The sequence below is a fragment of the Paracoccus sp. MKU1 genome (assembly GCF_001447385.1).
GTDB lineage: Bacteria > Pseudomonadota > Alphaproteobacteria > Rhodobacterales > Rhodobacteraceae > Paracoccus.
Window position 1 is genome coordinate 1 of sequence record NZ_LLWQ01000194.1, and the last position, 21,310, is coordinate 21,310.

Annotated in this window: 18 protein-coding genes and 1 pseudogene; 11 read left to right on the forward strand and 8 right to left on the reverse strand. The window is 66.5% G+C overall.

Annotated elements, in window-relative coordinates:
- The 7 genes and pseudogenes from AQY21_RS17835 to AQY21_RS17865 all read right to left on the reverse strand — a co-directional run.
- Nucleotides 1-222 (reverse strand): annotated as a pseudogene (locus tag AQY21_RS17835) (hypothetical protein); the annotation flags it as partial.
- Nucleotides 223-304: 82 nt separating this feature from the next.
- Nucleotides 305-1,318: a GlxA family transcriptional regulator gene (locus AQY21_RS17840; RefSeq protein ID WP_058098966.1), complete on the reverse strand. Its 1,014-nt coding sequence runs from the start codon at nt 1,316-1,318 to the stop codon at nt 305-307.
- A 69-nt stretch (nt 1,319-1,387) separates the two neighbouring features.
- Nucleotides 1,388-2,692: an AI-2E family transporter gene (locus tag AQY21_RS17845; RefSeq protein WP_238986819.1), complete on the reverse strand. Its 1,305-nt coding sequence runs from the start codon at nt 2,690-2,692 to the stop codon at nt 1,388-1,390.
- 136 nt (nt 2,693-2,828) lie between these two features.
- Nucleotides 2,829-4,052: a saccharopine dehydrogenase family protein gene (locus tag AQY21_RS17850; protein ID WP_058098968.1), complete on the reverse strand. Its 1,224-nt coding sequence runs from the start codon at nt 4,050-4,052 to the stop codon at nt 2,829-2,831.
- Between the two features lie 46 nt (nt 4,053-4,098).
- Nucleotides 4,099-5,205 (reverse strand): carboxynorspermidine decarboxylase, encoded by a 1,107-nt coding sequence (locus AQY21_RS17855; RefSeq protein ID WP_058098969.1) that lies wholly within the window; start codon nt 5,203-5,205, stop codon nt 4,099-4,101.
- A 119-nt stretch (nt 5,206-5,324) separates the two neighbouring features.
- Complete coding sequence (locus AQY21_RS17860) at nt 5,325-6,350, reverse strand: Gfo/Idh/MocA family protein (RefSeq protein ID WP_058098970.1); 1,026 nt, start codon at nt 6,348-6,350, stop codon at nt 5,325-5,327.
- A 3-nt stretch (nt 6,351-6,353) separates the two neighbouring features.
- Entirely contained in the window at nt 6,354-6,812 is a 459-nt protein-coding gene (locus tag AQY21_RS17865) for an Rrf2 family transcriptional regulator (RefSeq protein ID WP_058098971.1), read from the reverse strand.
- Between the two features lie 165 nt (nt 6,813-6,977).
- On the opposite strand from AQY21_RS17865, the gene AQY21_RS17870 reads away from it, so the two are divergent.
- The 8 genes from AQY21_RS17870 to AQY21_RS17905 all read left to right on the forward strand — a co-directional run bounded on the left by AQY21_RS17870 (nt 6,978) and on the right by AQY21_RS17905 (nt 18,215).
- On the forward strand, nt 6,978-7,637 hold the full coding sequence (locus tag AQY21_RS17870; RefSeq protein ID WP_036749011.1) for an alpha/beta hydrolase: 660 nt from the start codon (nt 6,978-6,980) through the stop codon (nt 7,635-7,637).
- A gap of 37 nt (nt 7,638-7,674) precedes the next feature.
- The gene (locus AQY21_RS17875) at nt 7,675-8,799 is read left to right on the forward strand and encodes an HD domain-containing protein (RefSeq protein WP_058098972.1); all 1,125 of its coding nucleotides are present in this window, start codon (nt 7,675-7,677) and stop codon (nt 8,797-8,799) included.
- Between the two features lie 107 nt (nt 8,800-8,906).
- A complete protein-coding gene (locus tag AQY21_RS17880; protein WP_058098973.1) occupies nt 8,907-10,121 on the forward strand; it encodes an NADP-dependent isocitrate dehydrogenase in 1,215 nt (404 codons plus the stop codon).
- A 242-nt stretch (nt 10,122-10,363) separates the two neighbouring features.
- Nucleotides 10,364-11,032 (forward strand): phosphoribosylformylglycinamidine synthase subunit PurQ, encoded by a 669-nt coding sequence (purQ, locus tag AQY21_RS17885; RefSeq protein ID WP_058098974.1) that lies wholly within the window; start codon nt 10,364-10,366, stop codon nt 11,030-11,032.
- Nucleotides 11,033-11,098: 66 nt separating this feature from the next.
- On the forward strand, nt 11,099-12,892 hold the full coding sequence (locus tag AQY21_RS17890) for an ATP-binding protein (protein WP_152988262.1): 1,794 nt from the start codon (nt 11,099-11,101) through the stop codon (nt 12,890-12,892).
- 19 nt (nt 12,893-12,911) lie between these two features.
- Nucleotides 12,912-14,237: a sigma-54 dependent transcriptional regulator gene (locus AQY21_RS17895; protein ID WP_058098975.1), complete on the forward strand. Its 1,326-nt coding sequence runs from the start codon at nt 12,912-12,914 to the stop codon at nt 14,235-14,237.
- A 554-nt stretch (nt 14,238-14,791) separates the two neighbouring features.
- Nucleotides 14,792-17,395 carry a ribonuclease E/G gene (locus AQY21_RS17900; RefSeq protein ID WP_058098976.1) on the forward strand — a complete coding sequence of 868 codons (2,604 nt, stop codon included), beginning with the start codon at nt 14,792-14,794 and terminating at the stop codon, nt 17,393-17,395.
- Nucleotides 17,396-17,471: 76 nt separating this feature from the next.
- A complete protein-coding gene (locus AQY21_RS17905; protein WP_058098977.1) occupies nt 17,472-18,215 on the forward strand; it encodes a cytochrome c biogenesis CcdA family protein in 744 nt (247 codons plus the stop codon).
- On the opposite strand, the gene AQY21_RS17910 is transcribed toward AQY21_RS17905, so the two are convergent.
- Nucleotides 18,212-19,012 carry an enoyl-CoA hydratase gene (locus AQY21_RS17910; RefSeq protein WP_058098978.1) on the reverse strand — a complete coding sequence of 267 codons (801 nt, stop codon included), beginning with the start codon at nt 19,010-19,012 and terminating at the stop codon, nt 18,212-18,214. The two genes, AQY21_RS17905 and AQY21_RS17910, sit on opposite strands and share 4 nt — an antisense overlap.
- 84 nt (nt 19,013-19,096) lie before the next feature.
- On the opposite strand from AQY21_RS17910, the gene AQY21_RS17915 reads away from it, so the two are divergent.
- The 3 genes from AQY21_RS17915 (at nt 19,097) to rpsI (ending at nt 20,617) form a co-directional block, all read left to right on the forward strand.
- Nucleotides 19,097-19,519 (forward strand): PaaI family thioesterase, encoded by a 423-nt coding sequence (locus AQY21_RS17915; protein ID WP_058098979.1) that lies wholly within the window; start codon nt 19,097-19,099, stop codon nt 19,517-19,519.
- 150 nt (nt 19,520-19,669) lie between these two features.
- Entirely contained in the window at nt 19,670-20,134 is a 465-nt protein-coding gene (gene rplM / locus AQY21_RS17920) for a 50S ribosomal protein L13 (RefSeq protein WP_024845806.1), read from the forward strand.
- 3 nt (nt 20,135-20,137) lie between these two features.
- The gene (gene rpsI / locus AQY21_RS17925) at nt 20,138-20,617 is read left to right on the forward strand and encodes a 30S ribosomal protein S9 (protein ID WP_058098980.1); all 480 of its coding nucleotides are present in this window, start codon (nt 20,138-20,140) and stop codon (nt 20,615-20,617) included.
- Nucleotides 20,618-21,310: the final 693 nt, after the last annotated feature.

The window sequence follows — 21,310 nt, forward strand, 5'->3', positions numbered from 1 at the left end:
CAGGCTCCAGGTCGTGCCCGCCCGCTCGCCCTCGCCGTTCACGATCAGCTCCAGCGACCAGCGGCCCTGCGCGTCGGTCGTCGCCTCGACCTTCTGCGTCACCACCCGCACGCCGCCGTCGAATATGTCCGAGCCCTGAAGCGTCGCGACGATCTTGCCCGCCGCGATCGGCGCCAGCGTCGCATCCATCAGCACGCCCCTGACTGTGGCTTTGTTCGGCATCTCACCCTCTCCTCATCCGAATGGCGCGCCATTATCCGGGAGCGCCAAGCCGGTTGCGCAGAACCGGCCTGCAACGGCCGCATCAGGACGCGTCCTCGGCCAGGAGGCCGCGGCTCTGGCGCCAGAGGTCGGGCGTGGTGCCCTCGGTCTCGCGGAAGACGCGGATCAGGTGCGAGGCGTCGCAAAAGCCGGTTTCCTCGGCGATGCGGGTGACGGTGCGGTCGGTGCGCGCCAGCAGCATGCGCGCCTGCGCCAGCCGGATGCGGATCGAGGCATCGGCGGGCGGAATGCCCAGATCGGCGTTGAAATGCCGCTCCAGCTTGCGCCGGCCGACGCCCAGGTCCTTGGCGATGCGGGCGATGGGCAGCGGCGCGTGCAGGTTCTGCTGCATGGCCAGCAGCGCGCGGCGGACCAGCGGGTCGCGGGCGTGCAGCTCCAGCGGCAGGCCGGGCTGGGGACGGTCGCCGGCCATCGGCTCGTCGATCATCAGGATCGACAGCGCCTTGCGCGCGGCGGCCCGGCCCAGATGCCGGTCGATCAGGAAAGCCGCCAGATGAGCCGCGCTGACCCCGCCCGAGCAGGACAGCCGGTCGCGGTCCACCACGAAGATCTGGTCCGAGACCGGGCGCATCCGGTCGAACTCCGCCAGAAAGTCCTGATGGTGGAACCAGCTGACGCAGCAGCGATAGCCATCCATCAACCCGATGCGGGCCATGGCGAAGACCCCGGTGCAAAGCCCGCCAAGCGCCACCCGCGCCAAAGCGGCGCGGCGCAGAAAGGCGGCCTGTTCCGGCGAAAAGCCCGGCCCGCCGTCGATCAGCCCGCCGACGGTGATGATGTAATCGAAGCGGGTGGGGTCGCCCAGCCGCTCCTCGGGTTCGATGCGCATGCCGCAGGAGGATTGCACCGGCGCCATGTCCGACGACAGCACCCGCCAGCGGCAGCGGATGGGCCGCGAGCCGTCGCCGTCATCGGCCGCGAGCCGCAGCACGTCCACGAAAGTGGCAAAGGCCGACAGCGTAAAGCGCGGGGTCAGCAGGAAGCCGATCCGCAGCCTCGGCTGGTTCGGGTCGGGAGTGGCGTCGTATTCGGGCATGTCGCGATTCGTCCATGGCTGGCGTCGCGATCATGCCATGTTTTCGCCATTTATCCAGAGGCTGCGCGATCAATCCTTGGTGGCCAGCACCATGGTCGCCGTGGCGGCGCGGGCGGCGTCCTCGGCCTCGTCGCCGGCCTCGACCAGTTCGCGCGCCTCCTCCTCATCCTCGTCCTCCAGTGCGGGCGGGTCCTCGCCGGCCAGGAAGTTGCCGAATTTCTGCAAGCCGGGGATGTGTTCGGCCAGCACCCGCATCACCACCAGCAAGGGCACCGCCACGACCATGCCGATCACCGACCAGAGCCAGGCCCAGAGCGCCACGGTCAGGAACACCACCACGGTATTCAGCTGCAAGCGGCGCGAGACGAAATAGGGGGTGATGAGCTGTCCCTCCAGCGCGGTGATCGCCAGATAGGTCAGGCCCACCATCAGCGGCGCGAACAGATCGTCGAAGACGAAGACGCCGACCAGCGTCGCGATGATGATGCCGGTGACCGAGCCCAGATAGGGGATGAAGTTCAGCAGGAATGCCGCCAGTCCGAACAGGACCGGGCTGGGCATGCCCCAGGCCCACATCGCCAGCCCGATGGCCAGACCGAGACAGGCGTTGATCAGGGTGATCGCGCCCAGATAGGCGCCCAGGCTGTCCTCGATCTCGCGCAGCGCCAGATAGGCGGCGCGCTTTTCGCGCATGGAATCGAAGCTCTGCACGATCTTGAGGTAAAGCAGGTCGCCCGAGGAGATCAGGAAGAACAGCAAGAACAGCGTGAAGATGACCTGGCCGACCAGGGCGGGGCCCAGGTTCAGCACGCTGGCCAGGGTCGAGGTCTCGGGCGTGGCGTTCACCTCGACCTGGATCTGCTGGTCGGGCGGCTGCGGCGTGCCGGGAGCGGGGATCGCGCTGAGCGTGCCGGTCAGCGTCGCGTCGGGCGGCGTCTCGCCGGGCGGCGTGGCGGGCTCGGGCGTAGCCGAGCCGCCGCCGGCGATCTCGTCGATCTTTTCGGCGGCGCGCTCCAGGCCGCGGAAATTGCTGCGGATCTCGGTGAACCGCTGTTCCAGCCGCTGGGTGATCTGCGGCGCGTTCTCGATCAGCCGGTTCGCCGGGCCCGAGATGACGAAGCCGATCAGCACCACCGCCACCACCAGCCCCAGCGAGACGATGGCGGCGGTGACCACGGCGCCGATTCCCAGCCGCTCCATCAGCCTCCGGAAGGGGATGAAGACGAAGAACAGCAGGATCGCCAGCGTCACCGGCATCAGGAAGCTGCGCGCCTGTGCGAAGAAGCTGAACAGCAGGATGACGAAGATGCCGATCACCGCCCAGTTGGCGACCTTGGCCACCCCCTTGTCCGAGGGCGGGGAGAGGGGAAACATGTGGCTGCGACGTTCCTGCTCCGGCGGCATGCGTCCCCCTCCCCGTTTCGCGCGCCCCGTTTCGCGCGGAGGGAAACGCGAAGCCCGCGGCCGGGTTCCCCCGCCGCGGGCGTTTTCGGCAAGCGGCCGGCCGCGCTTACAGCGGGTGGTCGCCCGAGGCGTCGATGACGCGGGTGGGCAGGCCCAGTTCGCCCAGCAGGTCGAGGAAGGGCCGGGCGGGCAGGTCCTCGACATTGACCATGCGCTTCACGTCCCAGGTGCCGCGCGCGACCAGGATCGCCGCCGCGACCGGGGGCACGCCGGCCGTGTAGCTGATGCCCTGGCTGCCCACCTCGTTATAGGCGTCCTTGTGGTCGGCGACGTTGTAGATGAAGACCTCGCCCGGCTTGCCGTCCAGCGTGCCCTTGACCAGATCGCCGATGCAGGTCTTGCCCTCGTAATCGGGCGCGAGGCTGGCCGGATCGGGCAGCACCGCCTTGACCACCTTCAGCGGCACCACCTCCAGCCCCTCGGCGGTCTTGACCGGCTGCTCGCTGAGCAGGCCGAGGTTCTTCAGCACGGTGAAGACGTTGATGTAATGCTCGCCGAAGCCCATCCAGAAGCGCACATCGGCATCCTTGTAGCGGGCCGAGAGGCTGTGCACCTCGTCATGGCCGGAAAGGTAGGCGGTGCGCTTGCCGACGACGGGCAGGTCCCATTCGCGGCCGACCTCGAACATCTTGTTCTGGCGCCACTCGCCGCCCTGCCAGGAATAGACCGTGCCGGTGAATTCGCGGAAATTGATCTCGGGGTCGAAATTGGTGGCGAAATAGCGGCCGTGGGAGCCGGCATTGATGTCGACGATGTCGATGGAGTCGATCTTGTCGAAGTATTCGTCCTCGGCCAGCCGGGCATAGGCGTTGACCACGCCCGGGTCGAAGCCCGCGCCCAGGATGGCGGTGACGCCGGCCTTTTCGCAATCCTCGCGGCGCTTCCATTCGTAATTGGCATACCAGGGCGGCGTCTCGCAGATCTTGGCCGGGTCTTCGTGGATCGCGGTGTCGATATAGGCGGCGCCGGTCTCGATGCAGCCTTGCAGCACGGTCATGTTGACGAAGGCCGAGCCGACGTTGACGACGATGCCGGCGTCGATCTGGCGGATCAGCGCGGCCACGGCCTTGCTGTCCATCGCGTCCAGGGAATGCGCGGCGAATGCGACCGAATGGCCCTTTTCACGAATGCTCGCGATGATCTTCTCGGCCTTGGACACGGTTCGGCTGGCGATATGCAGCGTTCCGAATTCCTTGGCGTTCTGCGCCACCTTATGCGCGACCACCTGGGCGACGCCGCCGGCGCCGATGATGAGCACGTTCTTGGCCAATTCAGTCTCCTTTTCGGGGCTGGGAAAGGGGATGGCTTGCGCCTGGTCAGGACAGGCTGGCTTTGTAGTCGTCATAGGTGAACCGGCGAACCTGGCGGATCGTTCCGTCCTCGTCCCGGATGGCGATCGAGGGCATGGCGACGCCGTTGAACCAGTTTTTCTTCACCATGGTATAGCCGCCGGCATCGGCGATGCTGATGCGGTCGCCCACCTTCAGCGGCTGCGGGAAGCGGCCCTCGCCGAAGATGTCGCCGGCCAGGCAGGTCTTGCCGGCGATCTGGAAGGGATGCGCGCCGTCCTGCGGCAGCTTCGCCGTTTCGCGATAGATCAGCAGGTCGAGCATATGCGCCTCGATGCTGCTGTCCACGATGGCCACGTCCTTGCCATGGTGGATCACGTCCAGCACGGTGACCTCCAGCGAGGTCGAGCGGGTGATGCTGGCCTCGCCCGGTTCCAGGAAGACCTGCACGCCGAAGCGTTCCGAGAAGGCCCTGAGCCGGTCGGCAAGCCGGTCCAGCGGATAGCCCTCGCCGGTGAAGTGGATGCCGCCGCCCAGGGAAACCCAGTCGAGCTTTTCCAGGAAGCCGCCGAATTCCGCCTCGATCCGGCCGAGCTGCGCATCGAACAGCTCGAAATCGGCGTTCTCGCAATTGTAGTGGATCATCACGCCGCTGATGCGGTCGAGCGCCTGCTCCAGCCGGTTCAGGTCCCATTCGCCCAGGCGCGAAAAGGGCCGCGCCGGGTCGGCCAGGTCGAAGCCCGAGGTCGAGAAGCGCGGGTTCAGCCGCAGCCCCATGGCGATGCCGCGCCCGGCCGCCTTGGCCCCGAAACGGTCGAGCTGGCCCAGGCTGTTGAAGATGATCTTGTCGGCGTAACCCAGCGCCTCGTCGATCTCGTGATCGGCCCAGGCCACGGAATAGGCGTGGGTTTCCTTGCCGAATTCCTCATGCCCCAGCCGCAGCTCGAACAGCGAGGACGAGGTGGTGCCGTCCATGAAGTCGCGCATGAAGTCGAAAGCCGACCAGGTGGCGAAGCATTTCAGCGCCAGGAGGCATTTCGCGCCCGAGCGTTCGCGCAGATACCGGATTCGCTCCATGTTCGCCCGCAGCTTGGCGAGGTCGATCAGGTAATAGGGCGTTTGCAGGTCGGACATGGCGCAGGTCCTTTGGTCTTGCGACCGTGAAAGCGGAAAACGAAGGGCTCATTTAGGGCCATGTCCCGCATTTCGCAAGGAAGCGTGACAGGCGCGTGACGGCGGGCGCGGCCAGGGCGTCAGATGCGCAATCGCACCGGCTGGCCCGTGCGCACCGATTCGTCCGCGGCAAGGCAGACGGCGAGCGAGGAGACCGCGTCGCGCATGTGACGGTCCAGATCCATGTCCCCGGCGATGGCGCGGGCCATGAAGGCAGCCTCGGCGTCGCAAAGCTCCTGATGGCCGGGCTCGTCCCGCATCGAGATGTCGCGGTCCGGCTCTCCGACGCGGTGCAGGCGCAGGGTCGCGGTGCGGGTATGGGTATCGATGTCGTCCGAGCGCGCATCCTCGGGCATGCGGATGCTGACGGCGCCGCGGGGGCTGACCACGTCCTTCACGAAAAAGGCGGTGTCGGACATCATCGGTCCCCAGCCGGCCTCGTACCAACCCAGCGAGCCGTCCTGGAAGATCACCTGGAAATGGCCGTAATTGTACATATCGGCGGCGACCTCGTCCGAGAGGCGCAGGCCCATGCCCCGCACCTCGACCGGCGGCGCGTCGGTGATCTGGCACATGACATCGACGTAATGCACGCCGCAATCGACGATGGGCGGCGTGGTGCGCATCAGCGCCTTGTGGACCTGCCAGGTCGGGCCGGAGCTTTGCTGGTTCAGGTTCAGCCGGAACACATAGGGCCCGCCGAGCGCGCGCGCCTCGTCGATCAGGCGCTGCCAGCTGGGATGGTGGCGCAGGATATAGCCGACCACCAGCTTGCGGCCGGTCTCGCCCGCGCATTCGACCACGCGGCGGGCGTCCTCGACCGTGGTGGCCAGCGGCTTTTCGACGAAGACATGCGCGCCGGCCCGCAGGGCGGCGATGGCATATTCGGCATGGCTGTCGGAATAGGTGGAGATGACCGCGACATCGGGACGCAGCCGCTGCATCGTCTCGTGGAAGTCCTGGCTTTGCGGGATCGCGGCAAGCTCGGCCGGCAGATCGACAGGTGAGCGGTTGACGAGGCCGACCAGCTCGGCCCCCGGTTGCTTCAGCCAGGCCAGCGCATGGCTGCGGCCCATGTTGCCCAGACCGGCGACCAGGACCCGCATGGCTCAGTCGTCCACGATCGACAGGATCTTGGGCAGGGCGGGGCAGGGCAGCAGCTGGTTGCGCGCCACATCCGCCAGCGTGTGATTGTGCAGGAACACGTAGACATGCGCCGACAGGCTTTCCCACAGCCGGTTCGACAGCGTCTGCGCCCGCGAGCCCGAGACCCCGCCCGAGGCGCCGGCGCCGACATGCAGGGCGCTGACGGTCTCGTCCACCGCCTCCAGCACATCGGCGACGCGGATCGTCTCGGGCGCCTTGGCCAGCCGGTAGCCGCCGCCCGGACCGCGCACCGAATCGACCAGCCCGGCGCGGCGCAGCCGCACGAAAAGCTGCTCCAGATAGGGCAGCGAGATGTCCTGCCGCTTGGAGATCTCGGCCAGCGAGGTCAACTCCTCGCCCTTGGCGATGGCCAGATCGACCAGGGCGACCATCGCGTAACGTCCCTTGGTGGACAGTTTCATCTTGCCTCTCCTCCCGCCGCATACCATTGACGGCGCCCGAGCCAGGGGCTAATTCCCCGGCGCCGTCCTTGAATGCGTCTTGCCTATGCCGCGCACGCTTCCCAGATTGACGATCTAGAGCCGCGCCGTCACTGGGTCAAGGAACCCGAGTTTCAAAGGAAGCCCATGCCCGAACTGATTTTCCCCGGTCCCGAAGGTCGTCTGGAAGGCCGCTATCACGCGCAAGCCGCCCCCGACGCGCCCATCGCCATCATCCTGCACCCGCATCCGCAATATGGCGGCACGATGAACAACCGGGTCGTCTATAATTTGCATTATGCCTTTCACCGCATGGGCTTTACCGTCATGCGGTTCAATTTCCGCGGCGTCGGCCGCAGCCAGGGCGAGTTCGACCAGGGCATCGGCGAGCTGTCGGATGCCGCCTCGGCGCTGGATTATCTGCAAGCGATGAATCCGAACAGCAAGCATTGCTGGGTGGCGGGCTTCAGCTTCGGCGCCTGGATCGGCATGCAGCTCTTGATGCGCCGGCCCGAGATCACCGGCTTCATCTCGGTCGCGCCGCCGGCGAACATGTACGATTTCTCGTTCCTGGCGCCTTGCCCGTCCTCGGGGCTGATCATCAACGGCACCGCGGACCGGGTGGCGCCGCCCAAGGACACCCATGCGCTGGTCGGCAAGCTGCGCGAGCAGAAGGGCATCACCATCACCCACGAGGAGATCGAGGGCGCGGACCATTTCTTCCGCGACGACGAGGCCCACATGAAGCCGATGATCGACACGGTGCAGGCCTATGTGCGCCGCCGTCTGACCGAGAATACCCGCTAGGAAACGGGGCCGGTGCCGCCGGCCCCAGGCATTCGACATGACCGACCTGACCCTGCGCTTTGCCTTCCTGACCGAGGCCGACCGGCTGAAATCCGTCGAGCGGGCGAATGTGCTGATGGACCTGTCGCGGCCGGAAAACAGCGCCGAGCACAGCTGGCACGTGGCGCTTTACGCGCTGGTCTTCGGCGCCTCGGACCGTGCCATCGCCATGCTGCTGCTGCACGACCTGGTCGAGATCGACTGCGGCGACCATCCGATCCACCTGGCCCATGACACGGCAGCGGTGCAGGCGGCCGAGGAAGCCGCGGCGCGCCGGCTGTTCGGCGTGCTGCCCGGCGGCGAGGCGCTGTTGGCGCTGTGGCATGAGTTCGAGGCCGGCGAGAGCCCGGATGCCCGCATGGCCAAGCGCATGGATCACGTCCAGCCGCTGTTCCAGGTGCTTTGCGCGCCCGAACCCTTGCCCGATCATGTCGGGATCGTCCGCGACAACATGACCTCGGGTCGCGCCCGGCGGCTCTGGGCCGAATGGCCTGAAGCGATGGAGGCTGCGCAAGCCCTGCTGGAGGGCCGCGCGCCCTGCGGCGAACTGGCGCAGCGGCTGGCCTTCCTGGCCGAGGCCGACCGGCTGAAATCGGTGCTGCGCGCCAGCCTGCTCTGCGACGGTACGCGGCGCGAGAACAGCGCCGAGCACAGCTGGCACCTGGCGCTTTACGCGCTGGTCATGGCGCCCCATGCCGGGCCGGATGTCGATATCGGCCGGGTGATCCGCATGCTGCTGCTGCATGATCTGGTCGAGATCGACACCGGCGACGTGCCGATCCATGCGCAGGGCGGCGCTGCCCATCACGGTGCCGCGCAGTTGCAGGCCGAGGCCGAGGCGGCGGAGCGGATCTTCGGCCTGCTGCCCGAGGCCCAGGGCCGGGAGTTGCGCGCGCTTTGGAGCGAGTTCGAGGCGAACGAGACTGCGGACGCGGTCTTTGCCAAGTCGCTGGACCGGGCGCAGCCGGTGATGCAGAACATCGCCTCGGGCGGCGGCACCTGGGCCGAATACCGGGTGACCTATGCGCAGCTGGTCGAGCGCGTGGGCTTGCGCATCGAACGCGGTGCGCCCACGCTCTGGACCTGGCTCAGCGAAAGCGCGCGGGTCTATTTCCGCGGTTGAGCCGGGGGCCTTGCGCTGATCGGTATGCAATCGCATACCGGGCTTTCCTTTCGCATCGAATGCGGCTATAGCGCGGCCGAGCCGAATCCTAATCGAAGGGACCACCCATGTCGAAGATCAAGGTAGAGAACCCCGTCGTCGAACTCGACGGCGACGAGATGACCCGGATCATCTGGGACTTCATCAAGCAGAAGCTGATCCTTCCCTATCTGGACATCGACCTGAAATATTACGACCTGGGCATCGAGGAGCGCGACGCGACCTCGGACCAGATCACCGTGGACGCGGCCGAGGCGATCAAGCAATACGGCGTCGGCGTGAAATGCGCCACCATCACCCCGGACGAGGCGCGGGTCGAGGAATTCGGCCTGAAGAAGATGTGGAAATCGCCGAACGGCACCATCCGCAACATCCTGGGCGGCGTGATCTTCCGCGAGCCGATCATCTGCAAGAACGTGCCGCGCCTGGTCCCCGGCTGGACCCAGCCCATCGTCGTCGGCCGTCACGCCTTCGGCGACCAGTACAAGGCCACCGATTTCCGCTTTCCGGGCAAGGGCAAGCTGACGATCAAGTTCGTCGGCGAGGATGGCGAGACCATCGAGCACGAGGTCTATCAGGCCCCCGGCGCCGGCGTCGCCATGGCGATGTACAACCTCGACCAGTCGATCATCGACTTTGCCCGCGCCTCGATGAACTACGGGCTGAACCGTGGCTATCCGGTCTATCTCTCGACCAAGAACACCATCCTGAAAGCCTATGACGGCCGCTTCAAGGACCTGTTCCAGAAGGTCTACGAGGAGGAGTTCGAGGCCGAGTTCAAGAAGAAGGGCATCCATTACGAGCATCGCCTGATCGACGACATGGTCGCCTCGGCGATGAAATGGTCGGGCGGCTATGTCTGGGCCTGCAAGAACTACGACGGCGACGTGCAGTCGGATACGGTCGCGCAGGGCTTCGGCTCGCTGGGGCTGATGACCTCGGTGCTGATGACGCCGGACGGGAAGATCGTCGAGTCCGAGGCCGCGCATGGCACGGTGACCCGCCACTATCGCGAGCACCAGAAGGGCAACCAGACCTCGACCAACTCGATCGCCTCGATCTTCGCCTGGACCGGCGGCCTGAAGCACCGCGCCAAGCTGGACGACAACGCGGCGCTGAAGAATTTCGCCGAGACGCTGGAGAAGGTCACCGTGCAGGCGGTCGAGGACGGCTACATGACCAAGGACCTGGCGCTGCTGGTCGGGCCGGACCAGAAATGGCTGACCACCATGGGCTACCTGGAAAAGGTCGACGAATACCTGAACAAGGCGCTGGCGGGCTGATCTGCCAGGCAAGGTTGCGAAGGGCCGGGGGAAACCTCGGCCCTTTTCGCTTGCGGCGCGGCTTTGAGTATTTGGGAAACGGTGAAACCGCCGGGTGATGCGCGTCGGCGGCGGGGTGCGGCGCTTGTCGCGCGTTTTTGAGTGTTTGGGGAGCGAAGAAGTCGCCGAGGCCGTGCAAAGCGGCTTAACATGCGGCCCTGCTTGGAGTATGGGGGCGCGAGGCATTATCCCGGAGGCCCGCCATGAAAGCTGCCGTCATCACCTTTCCCGGATCGAATTGCGACCGCGACCTGGCCGTCGCGCTGGCGCAGGCCGGGGCCGAGGTCGCGCGGGTCTGGCACAAGGACGAGGCGCTGCCGGCGGGCACCGACCTGGTCGCGGTGCCGGGCGGGTTCTCGTTCGGGGACTATCTGCGCTGTGGTGCCATCGCCGCGCATTCGCCCATCGCCGGTGCGATCAAGGCCCATGCGGCCCGCGGCGGCTATGTGCTGGGCATCTGCAACGGCTTTCAGGTGCTGACCGAGCTGAACCTGCTACCGGGCGCCCTGATGCGCAATGCCGGGCTGCGTTTCCTGTGCCGCGAGGCGGTGCTGAAGGTCGCCACCGCGGCCAGCCCCTTCACCTCGGCCTATCGGGCGGGCGAGGAGATCCGGGTGCCGGTTGCGCATCACGATGGCAATTACCAGATCGACGCCGAAGGGCTGGCGGAGTTGAAGGACCAGGACCGCATCGCCTTTACCTATGCGCCGGGCCTCAACGGCTCGGTCGAGGATATCGCCGGGGTGCTGTCCGGAAACCGCCGGGTGCTGGGCATGATGCCGCATCCCGAGCGCGCCGCCGATCCGGCGCATGGCGGCACCGATGGCGCGAGGCTTTTTGCCTCGCTGATGCAGGAGCTTGTCGCGGCCTGACTTGAGCGGCGCTCTTTCGCGCACTAGACTGCATCGACCCTTCACGGGGGGCGGTGCCGGAGGCTCATGCAAGAGGAAGACAATTCCATCGGGTTCCCGGAAGGCAGGGCGGGACTGACCAGCCGCTGGGGCCTGCGCGGCGCGATCGCTGCGTTGCTGATCGTGGCCGCGGGCACGATCTGGTTCACCAATGCCTGGCTGACGGCGCGGTTTTCCGAAACCACCCGGGTGCGGACCGAGCTGCGCTCGGCGCTTTATACCGGCAACCTGCTGTCGGAATTGCAGCGGACCTCGGTGGTGCCGCTGCTGCTGGCTCGCGACCCGGCGCTGATTTCGGCGCTGACCGGGAACGACTACTCGGGCACCTCGGCGCGGCTGATCTCGGCCCAGAAGGAGATCGCGGCGGCCTCGATCAAGCTGCTGGACGCCTCGGGCCGGGTCGTCGGCTCGACCAACCGCCACCTGATCGGCACCAATTACGTACAGGAACCGTTCTTCGTCGAGGCGCTGCGCTCGAAGGATACGGTATTCACCGTCTCGCCCTCGCCGCAGGGGGCTTATGAGTTCACCTATTCCCGTACCGTGGTGTCGGACGGGCGCACGCTGGGCGTGGTGGTGGTGGGCGCCGACCTGACGCGGCTGGTGCGGTCCTGGGCCGGGATCTCGGACGCGATCGCGGTGACGGACAGCGCCGGGCAGATCATCCTGTCGACCGAGCCGCGCTGGCGCGGGCTGACCTTGCCCGAGGCGCTGGCGGTGCGTTCGGCGCCCTCGGCCATCGCCCGGGCCTTCCAGGTCACGGCGGATTGGGCGGCGACGCCCGCCGATGCCTATGTGCAGGGCCGTGCCGTGATGCAGGCCGAAACGCGCATCCCGTTCCGCGGCTGGAAGATGATCGCCTTCACCACCTATGAATCGGTGCGCGAGCGGGTGAATGCGGTGCTGGCCATGGTCATCATGGGCTTTGCCATCCTGCTGGCGGCGGTGTTCTATCTGCTGTCGCGGCGGGCGCGGGTGGAATCGGCGGCCTGGATGCGCGAATCGGCCGATCTGCGGGCGCTGAACGCGCGCCTGACCCGCGAGATCGCCGAACGCGAGCGCATGCAGCGGGAGCTGCGCGTCGCCGAGCAGACCGTGCAGCAGTCCTCGAAGCTGGCCGCCCTGGGCGAGATGTCGGCGGGCGTCAGCCATGAGCTGAACCAGCCGCTGGCGGCGATGAAGACCTATCTGGCCGGGGCGCGGCTGCTGTTGCAACGCGGCCGGGGCGAGGAGGCGTTGTCGAGCTTCCAGCGCATCGACGATCTGGTCGAGCGCATGGGCGCCATCACCCGGCAGCTGAAATCCTATGCCCGCAAGGGCGGCGAGGCTTTCGAGCCGGTCGATCTGCGTGCCGCGCTGTCCAGCGCGCTGGTGATGATGGAGCCGCAATTGCGGTCCCGCACCATCCGCTTGCAGCGCAATATCCCGCGCTATCCGGTCATGGTCTATTGCGATCGCATCCGGCTGGAGCAGATCATCATCAACCTGCTGCGCAATGCGGTCGATGCGATCAAGGGGGTCCGCGACCCGGCCATCGAGATCACCGTGAGCTCGGGCTCTCACGCATTCTTGTCCGTGCGCGATAACGGCCCGGGTGTATCGGACCTTGAAAATCTGTTTGAACCCTTCTTCACGACGAAGAAGCCCGGAGAGGGGACCGGCCTGGGGCTGGCGATCTCATCCGGGATCGCGGCCGATTTCGGGGGGCGTCTGACGGCGCATAACGCCTCGGACGAGGGGGGCAGGGGCGCCGTATTCGAACTTGAGCTGCCGCTGCATGATCCCGGCCAGAAGGCGGGGACGCGGCTGGCGGCGGAATGATGAAAAGAGGTAAAGGCCCATGAGCCGCACTTTGAAGATTGCCGTCGTCGATGACGAACCGGACATGCGCGAATCGATCAGCCAGTGGCTGGCGCTTTCCGGATTCGACGCCGAGACCTTCGCCACCGCCGAAGATGCGCTGAAGGTGATCGGCGCCGACTGGCCCGGGGTGGTGATTTCCGACATCCGCATGCCGGGGATGGACGGGATGGCCTTTCTCAAGCGGCTGATGGGCATCGATTCGGGCCTGCCGGTCATCATGATCACCGGCCATGGCGACGTGCCGATGGCGGTGGAGGCGATGCGCATCGGCGCCATGGACTTCATGGAAAAGCCCTTCAACCCCGAGCGGCTGACCGAGCTGGTCAAGAAGGCCACCCAGGCGCGGCGCATGACGCTGGACAACCGCGCTCTGCGCCGCGACCTCAGCGAAGGCCAGCAGGTCATGTCCAAGCTGATCGGGTCGAGCCCGGTCATGGACCGGCTGCGCGAGGACATCCTGGACCTGGGCCAGGCCGATGGCCATGTGCTGATCGACGGCGAGACCGGCACCGGCAAGACGTTGGTGGCCCATGCGCTGCATGCCGTGGGGCCGCGCGCCTCGAAGAAATTCGTGCCGATCTCCTGCGCCGCCTATAACGACGAGATCCTGTCGGCCAAGCTGTTCGGCCCGGTCGAAAACGGACTGCCCGCCGTCGAGGAGGCCCGCGGCGGAACGCTTTGCCTCGAGGACATCGAGGCGCTGTCCGATCCGCTTCAGGCGCGGCTGCTGGCCTTCATCGCCGATCAGGGCAGCCCGGCCGAGACGCGGATCATCGCCATCTCGAATGCGCGCGGCGAAGGGCGCCGGGCCGAGGATTCGCTGCGCCCGGACCTGTTCTATCGCCTGACCGCGCTGAAGATCACCCTGCCACCGCTGCGTTCGCGCGGCGAGGACATCCTGACGCTGTTCACCCGCATGACCGAGCAATTCGCCGAGGAATACGGCTGCGAGCCGCCCCAGGTCACCGCGCAGGAGGCGGCGCAGCTCTTGCAGGCGCCCTGGCCGGGCAATGTGCGCCAGCTCATCAATGTTGCCGAGCGTGCGGTTTTGCAGAACCGCCGCGGCTCGGGCTCGATCGCCTCGCTGCTGATGGCCGATGGCGAGGATACGCAGGAGGCGACGACCACCGAGGGCAAGCCGCTCAAGGAATATGTCGAAAGCTTCGAAAAGATGTTGATCGACAACACCATGCGCCGCCACAAGGGCAGCATCGCCGCGGTCATGGACGAGCTGTGCCTGCCGCGCCGGACGCTGAACGAGAAGATGGCGAAATACGGGCTGAGCCGCAGCGATTACCTGTGAGCGGCTTGCCCCTCGGCGCGGCCGGGGCATGGGTATTTGGGCAACGGAGAAATCGCGAAGGCGTGGGATCTTGCCTTATGGGCCTGGCCGTTCCGGTCCTGTGCTGGTGGCCGGGCGGGGCGGCCGGATCGGCAAATCCCGGCGCTTTGTCCAAAAACCGATTGTAACGGCGCGCCCTTCCCCGCTATCTTGCCCGAGTAGGGTGGGCGCCACAACTCTTGGTTGCTCGACCTCGCCAGTTTCGCAGCGCGCCAGCCAGCCGCGACACCTGAAAAGTGCCGGTGGTGCCACGCGCGGAAAATCCTGCCCATGCCCCTCGGGGGGCCTCTGGGCGACCGTAGATCGCAGCCCCGACCGCGTGAGCGGGATGGGCCAAGAAAGGTAAACAGACGCGATGGATCGCGCAGTGCAGCTTGATCGGCAACGGCGGCAGGGGAATTCCCCGACCGCCGCGATTGCTGTTGGCGGTGCGGCCTTCGCTGTCCTCTCATGCGGCAGCCCAACCTTGCCCCCGCCTGTGTGCGGGCCGGTCCGGCGGCCCGAAAGACGGAAACATGTCAAAGAAAATGCTGATCGACGCCACGCATTCCGAGGAGACTCGGGTTGTCGTGGTCGATGGAACCAAAGTCGAGGAATTTGATTTCGAGACGGTCAACAAGCGGCAGCTTGCTGGCAACATCTATCTGGCCAAGGTGACGCGGGTCGAGCCCTCGCTCCAGGCCGCCTTTGTGGATTACGGCGGCAATCGCCACGGTTTCCTGGCCTTCGCCGAAATCCACCCCGATTATTACCAGATCCCCGCCGCCGACCGTAAGGCGCTGCTGGAGGAGGAGCGCCAGGCTGTCGCCGCCGAGGCCGACGAGGGCGAGAAAAAGCGCAGCCCGCGCCGCCGCAAGCCGGCCAAGGCCGCTGCCGCCGAGAGCGGCGATGCCGTGCTGGCCTCGGAGGAGATCGCCGGCATGACCGTGGTGGACCCCTCCGAGGGCGATGCTGCCCCGGTCGAGGGCCTTGCCGCGGATGTGGCCGAGGCTGCGGACACTCCGGAATCGGTGGCCGACGAGCCGGCAGGCGATGACTCGGCCGAGGACGACGGCATCGAATCCGTCGCCGAGGAGGATATGGCCGAGGAGATCTCGGTCCCCAAGAAACCGCGCGCCCGCCGTTACAAGATCCAGGAAGTCATCAAGGTCCGGCAGATCATGCTGGTCCAGGTCGTCAAGGAGGAGCGCGGCAACAAGGGTGCCGCGCTGACCACCTATCTGAGCCTGGCCGGCCGCTATTGCGTGCTGATGCCGAATACGGCGCGCGGCGGCGGGATTTCCCGCAAGATCACCAACGCCGCCGACCGCAAGAAGCTGAAGGAGATCGCCAGCGAGCTGGAGGTGCCGGAAGGCGCCGGGCTGATCATCCGCACCGCCGGCAGCCAGCGCACCCGCACGGAAATCCGCCGCGACTATGAATACCTGATGCGGCTGTGGGAGCAGATCCGCGAACTGACCTTCAAGTCCATCGCGCCGGCGCCGATCTATGAGGAAGGCGATCTCATCAAGCGCACGATCCGCGATCTCTACAGCAAGGAGATCGACGAGGTTCTGGTCGAGGGCGAGCGCGGCTATCGCACGGCCAAGGACTTCATGAAGATGATCATGCCGTCCCACGCCAAGAACGTGAAGCACTACACCGACTCGATGCCGCTTTACGCGCGCTATCAGGTGGAAAGCTATCTTGGCGGCATGTTCAACCCGGTCGTGCAGCTGAAATCCGGCGGCTATATCGTCATCGGCGTCACCGAGGCGCTGGTCGCCATCGACGTCAACTCGGGCCGAGCCACCAAGGAAGGCTCGATCGAGGACACCGCGCTCAAGACCAACCTGGAAGCCGCCGAGGAGATCGCGCGCCAGCTGCGTCTGCGCGACCTGGCCGGGCTGATCGTCATCGACTTCATCGACATGGAGGAGCGCAAGAACAACGCCGCCGTCGAGAAGCGCTTCAAGGAAAGGCTCAAGACCGACCGGGCGCGGATCCAGGTCGGCCGCATCTCGGGCTTCGGCCTGATGGAGATGTCGCGCCAGCGGCTGCGGCCGGGCATGCTGGAATCGACCACGCAGCCCTGTCCGCATTGCCATGGCACCGGGCTGATCCGTTCGGACGACAGCCTGGCGCTGACCATCCTGCGCGCCATCGAGGAAGAGGGCACCCGCAAGCGTTCGCGCGAGGTGCTGGTCAAGGCGCCGGTCGCCGTGGCCAACTTCCTGATGAACGCCAAGCGCGAGCACATTGCCAATATCGAGGCGCGCTATGGTCTCTCGGTCCGGGTCGAGGCCGATCCGGCGCTGATCTCGCCCGATTACGCCATCGAGAAGTTCAAGACCGCGACCCGCAACGTGCCCGAGGTGCTCTCGCCCGTGGTTTCGGTCGATGCCCGCCTGATGGCGCAGATCGACGACGAGGAGCCCGCCGAAGAGGAGGTCGAAGAGACCGCCGACGAGCCGGTCGAGGAGGATCGCGCCGAGAGCGGGGATGGCGAGAATGGCAGCAAGCGCCGCCGCCGTCGCCGTCGCCGCCGGGGCGGCAAGAATGGCGAGGGCGAGGGCGATGCGCATCACGCCGGGGACGATGCCGATGAGGTTGCCTCGGAAACCGAGGAAGCCCAGCAGCCTGCCGAAGCCGAGGTGACGGTGGAGTCGGTCGAGAGCGCGCCCGAGCCGGTGGCGGAGGAGGCCGAGAAGCCGCGTCGCCGCACCCGCACGCGCCGCCGCAAGGCGGATGAGCCCAGTGAGGCTGTGGCGGAGGCTGCTGCCGACGGTTCCCAGCCCGGGGAACCGGTCGAGACCGCCGCGGATGAGCCGCAGCCTGTCGCCGCGGCGGCGCCGGCGGCCGAGGCTTCGGAGGTCGAGCAACCTGCCGAGGCCGTCGAACCTGCCGTCGAGCCGGCACCGGAAGTCGCCGCCGAGGATGCTGCGGCTGCCAGCGGGGTCGTTGAGACCGAGGTGCCGGCCGGCGAAACCGCCGAGGCCGAAGCCGTTGTGCCCCAGGCCGAGGCCGAGACGGCCCCCGAGCCCGAGCCCGAGCCTGCCGCCGTCCGGGTGCCGGAGCCTGCGGCGGCAGACGAGGAGCCCGCGCGTCCCAAGCGCCGCGGCTGGTGGTCCCTGGGCTGATCTGTCGCAGCCTTCCACGAAAGAGTGACGGGCGCGGGGCTTTCCCGCGCCCTTTCCTTGCGCCAAGGTGCCGGTCATGTTGGGAATCGAGCTTGCAGATGCCGCCTTCCTGCCTGCCGCGACGGTCGCGCTGCTGGCCGGGATCCTGTCCTTTCTGTCGCCCTGCGTGCTGCCGATCGTGCCGCCCTATCTGGCCTATATGACCGGGGTCGGGGTCGGCGGGCTGAAATCCGGCGAGCGCAGCGCCGTGGTTCCGGCGCTGTTCTTCGTCATGGGCCTGTCCACGGTGTTTCTGCTGATGGGCATGGCGGCCTCGGCCTTCGGGCGGATGTTCCTGCAATGGCAGGATCTGCTAGCGCGGGGCGCGGGCGTGGTGGTGATTCTGCTGGGCCTGCATTTCCTGCACATCATCCGCATCCCCTTTCTGGATGCCGAGGCGCGCATCGACGCGCAGGAGCGGGGCGGCAGCGCGCTGGGGGCCTATGTGCTGGGCCTGGCCTTCGCCTTTGGCTGGACGCCCTGCATCGGGCCGCAGCTCGGCATGATCCTGTCGCTGGCCGCGACCGGCGGGGCGATGGGCAAGGGCACGGCGCTGCTGGCGGTCTATGCGCTGGGGCTGGGCATCCCCTTCCTGCTGTCGGCCATCTTCATCAACCGCGCCATCGGCCTGATGAACCGCATCAAGCCGCATCTGAAGCTGATCGAGCGCGTCATGGGCGGGCTGCTGGTCGTGGTCGGTGCGGCGCTGCTGACCGGAGCGTTTCCAGCCTTCGCCTATTGGCTGCTGGAGACCTTCCCCTGGCTGGCCGCGCTGGGTTAATCCCAGTTCGGCGGGCGCTTTTCCAGGAAGGCCTGGATGCCCTCGGCGGTCTCGGGCAGCAGCAGGTTCTCGCAGATCACCGCGCCTGCCGCCGCATAGGCGTCTGCGAGGCCCAGGTTGCGCTGGGCGTGGAAGGCGCGCTTGCCCATGCGCACGGCGGCGGGCAGCTTGGCGGCGATGCTGCGGGCCAGCGCCACCGTCTCGGCCTCCAGCGCCTCGGGCGGGACGACGCGGTTGACCAGGCCCAGCTCGCGCGCCCGGGCGGCGTCCATGAACTCGCCTGTCACCAGCAGTTCGAAGGCGGCGCGCGGCGGAATGGCACGGGTCAGCGCCACCATGGGGGTCGAGCAGAACAGTCCGATATTCACCCCGTTCACGCCGAAGCGCACGCCCTCGGCGGCCACGGCCATGTCACAGCTGGCGACCAGCTGGCAGCCGGCGGCGGTGGCGATGCCCTGCACCTCGGCGATGACCGGCTGGGGCAGGGCCGGCAGTTTCTGCATCATCGCGGCGCAGCGCGAGAACAGCCGTGCATAGGCGGTGCGGCCGTCGTCCTCGTCGTTGCGCGCGCCTTGCATCTCGCGCAGGTCGTGGCCGGCGCAGAACGCCTTGCCGCGCGCCGCCAGCACCACCACCCGGATGCCGTCATCCGCCGCCACCTCGTCCAGTGCCTCGGACAGCGCGTCGATCATCGCGGTGGACAGCGCGTTGTAATTCGTCGGACTGTTCAGGATCAGCCGCGCGACAGCTCCGTCGTCCTGGCGCAGCACCAGCGGCTCGGGGTTTCCGTCCTTCATGCGATTCCTCCTGACGCCACGACGCGGCTTGTCTTTGCCGGGCTTTGCCGGTCAGTCTAGCCGCCGTTCCGGCAGGGGGGAAGCATGGCATTGGCAATGGGCCGCGAGGCGCTGAACGAGTTTTTGGACCGGGTCTTTCCGCAGATCGCGGGGCAGGTCCGGGTGGAATCGCTGGACGGGGCCGGGATGACCGCGCGGCTGATGGTGGACGACCAGCACCTGCGGCCGGGCGGCACGGTCAGCGGCCCGGCCATGTTCGCCCTGGCCGACGTGACGATCTATCTGGCCATCCTGGCCCGGATCGGCGAGGTGGCGCTGGCGGTGACCACCAATGCCTCGATCGACTTCATGCGCAAGCCCGAGGCGGGGCGCGACCTGCTGGCCGATTGCCGCATCCTGAAGCTGGGCCGGACGCTGGCGGTGGGCGAGGTGCTGATCCGTTCCGAAGGCACCGAGGAGCCGGTGGCGCGTTGCTCGATGACCTACTCGATTCCGCCGAAACGCTGATCCTGGCGGGGCTTGCTTTGCGGTATTAAAATACCTAATTTGTAAGAGATTGAGATTATTTGTAAAATCGGCGCATAACGTGCTTGACCTGCGCGCGGCTTTTGCCGATATACCGCCATCTCGAATTACAGCCCCCAAAGGGACCGACAGATGAAAACCTATACCGCGAAACCGGCGGAGATCGAGAAGAAGTGGATCCTGATCGACGCCGAGGGCGTCGTTCTGGGCCGTCTTGCCTCGATCGTGGCGATGCGCCTGCGTGGCAAGCACAAGCCGACCTTCACCCCGCATATGGACATGGGCGACAACGTCATCATCATCAACGCCGACAAGGTGCAGATGACCGGCGACAAGCGCGACGCCAAGAAATACTACTGGCACACCGGCCATCCGGGCGGCATCAAGCACCGCACCGCGCGCCAGGTCCTGGAAGGCGCGCATCCCGAGCGCGTGGTGATCAAGGCCGTCGAGCGTATGATCTCGCGCAACAAGCTGGGCAAAAAGCAGATGACCAATCTGCGCGTCTATGCTGGTGCCGAGCACCCGCACGAAGCGCAACAGCCCGAAGTGCTGGACGTCAAGTCCATGAACGCCAAGAATACCCGGAGCGCGTAAGCCATGGCCGAAGACATCAAAACCCTCGACGATCTGAAGTCGGTCGCCTCGGTTGCTCCGGCGGCTGCCCCGGCGCGCGCGCCGCAGCGCGACGATCTGGGCCGTGCCTATGCCACCGGCAAGCGCAAGGACGCGGTCGCCCGCGTCTGGGTCAAGCCGGGCTCGGGCAAGGTGGTCGTGAACGGCAAGGACATCGCGGAATATTTCGCCCGTCCGGTGCTCCAGATGATCCTGCGCCAGCCTTTCGAAGTGGCCGGCGTCACCGGCCAGTATGACGTTTACGCCACGGTCGCCGGTGGCGGCCTGTCGGGCCAGGCCGGTGCGGTCAAGCACGGCATCTCGAAGGCGCTGCAATTGCACGAGCCCAGCCTGCGCGCCGCGCTGAAGGCGGCCGGCTTCCTGACCCGCGACTCGCGCGTGGTCGAGCGGAAGAAATACGGCAAGGCCAAGGCCCGTCGCTCGTTCCAGTTCTCGAAGCGCTGATCCCTGCTTCCATGCGATGCGAAACGCGGTCCCTTTGGGGCCGCGTTTTTCGTTTTGCGCCCCGGCCTGGGCTTGCTCCAGCGAGTCGCGGCGCCGAATCCGCGGCCGACTCGGGGCGAAAACGGGCGCCCGGCGCGGCGCAGGGCTTTACCGCTTGCCTGCAAGCGCGGCGAAGCGGGCATTATCTGCCCGAATCTGCGACAGAAAAATGACAGAAAATCATTGCCTTGAGATTTTTCATACCGAGGCGTGCATTTTTCCGCTTGCAACCTTCGTCCGCAGATCCTAGATACCGCTTCACCGACGCAGCGAGATGCTACGGCGGACGGACAGAGCGGCGCTAAGGCAACGCAAGGTTCGAAAAATCTGGGACTGGATGGCTTGGACTTCGCCATAAGTTTGGCGATGTTTGGGTTGTTTTGTTTCCTTTGCTTTTTGACATTGCTGTTCTTTGAAGGGATATGCGGGCGGTCTGGTCGTTTTTCGACTGAGGAGTTTGCATATCGGCCTGGTAGGGAAACCGATGATCCAGGTGTCAGCTTCACTGTTTGACGGTTCACGTATGTGGAACGACAAGCAGAGATGATCTCCTGCTTTTTGCGGGGGACAGATGTGCAAGGTTCTTACGTCAAGGATACGGCTCATGCCGTTTCAACTTGAGAGTTTGATCCTGGCTCAGAACGAACGCTGGCG

Coding starts and splice junctions, on each gene's coding strand:
- AQY21_RS17840 (WP_058098966.1), bottom strand. CDS start 1,318: ATGCCCGAATACGACGCCACTCCCGACCCGAACCAGCCGAGGCTGCGG.
- AQY21_RS17845 (WP_238986819.1), bottom strand. CDS start 2,692: ATGTTTCCCCTCTCCCCGCCCTCGGACAAGGGGGTGGCCAAGGTCGCC.
- AQY21_RS17855 (WP_058098969.1), bottom strand. CDS start 5,205: ATGTCCGACCTGCAAACGCCCTATTACCTGATCGACCTCGCCAAGCTG.
- AQY21_RS17860 (WP_058098970.1), bottom strand. CDS start 6,350: ATGCGGGTCCTGGTCGCCGGTCTGGGCAACATGGGCCGCAGCCATGCG.
- AQY21_RS17865 (WP_058098971.1), bottom strand. CDS start 6,812: ATGAAACTGTCCACCAAGGGACGTTACGCGATGGTCGCCCTGGTCGAT.
- AQY21_RS17870 (WP_036749011.1), top strand. CDS start 6,978: ATGCCCGAACTGATTTTCCCCGGTCCCGAAGGTCGTCTGGAAGGCCGC.
- AQY21_RS17875 (WP_058098972.1), top strand. CDS start 7,675: ATGACCGACCTGACCCTGCGCTTTGCCTTCCTGACCGAGGCCGACCGG.
- AQY21_RS17880 (WP_058098973.1), top strand. CDS start 8,907: ATGTCGAAGATCAAGGTAGAGAACCCCGTCGTCGAACTCGACGGCGAC.
- purQ (WP_058098974.1), top strand. CDS start 10,364: ATGAAAGCTGCCGTCATCACCTTTCCCGGATCGAATTGCGACCGCGAC.
- AQY21_RS17890 (WP_152988262.1), top strand. CDS start 11,099: ATGCAAGAGGAAGACAATTCCATCGGGTTCCCGGAAGGCAGGGCGGGA.
- AQY21_RS17895 (WP_058098975.1), top strand. CDS start 12,912: ATGAGCCGCACTTTGAAGATTGCCGTCGTCGATGACGAACCGGACATG.
- AQY21_RS17900 (WP_058098976.1), top strand. CDS start 14,792: ATGTCAAAGAAAATGCTGATCGACGCCACGCATTCCGAGGAGACTCGG.
- AQY21_RS17905 (WP_058098977.1), top strand. CDS start 17,472: ATGTTGGGAATCGAGCTTGCAGATGCCGCCTTCCTGCCTGCCGCGACG.
- AQY21_RS17910 (WP_058098978.1), bottom strand. CDS start 19,012: ATGAAGGACGGAAACCCCGAGCCGCTGGTGCTGCGCCAGGACGACGGA.
- AQY21_RS17915 (WP_058098979.1), top strand. CDS start 19,097: ATGGCATTGGCAATGGGCCGCGAGGCGCTGAACGAGTTTTTGGACCGG.
- rplM (WP_024845806.1), top strand. CDS start 19,670: ATGAAAACCTATACCGCGAAACCGGCGGAGATCGAGAAGAAGTGGATC.
- rpsI (WP_058098980.1), top strand. CDS start 20,138: ATGGCCGAAGACATCAAAACCCTCGACGATCTGAAGTCGGTCGCCTCG.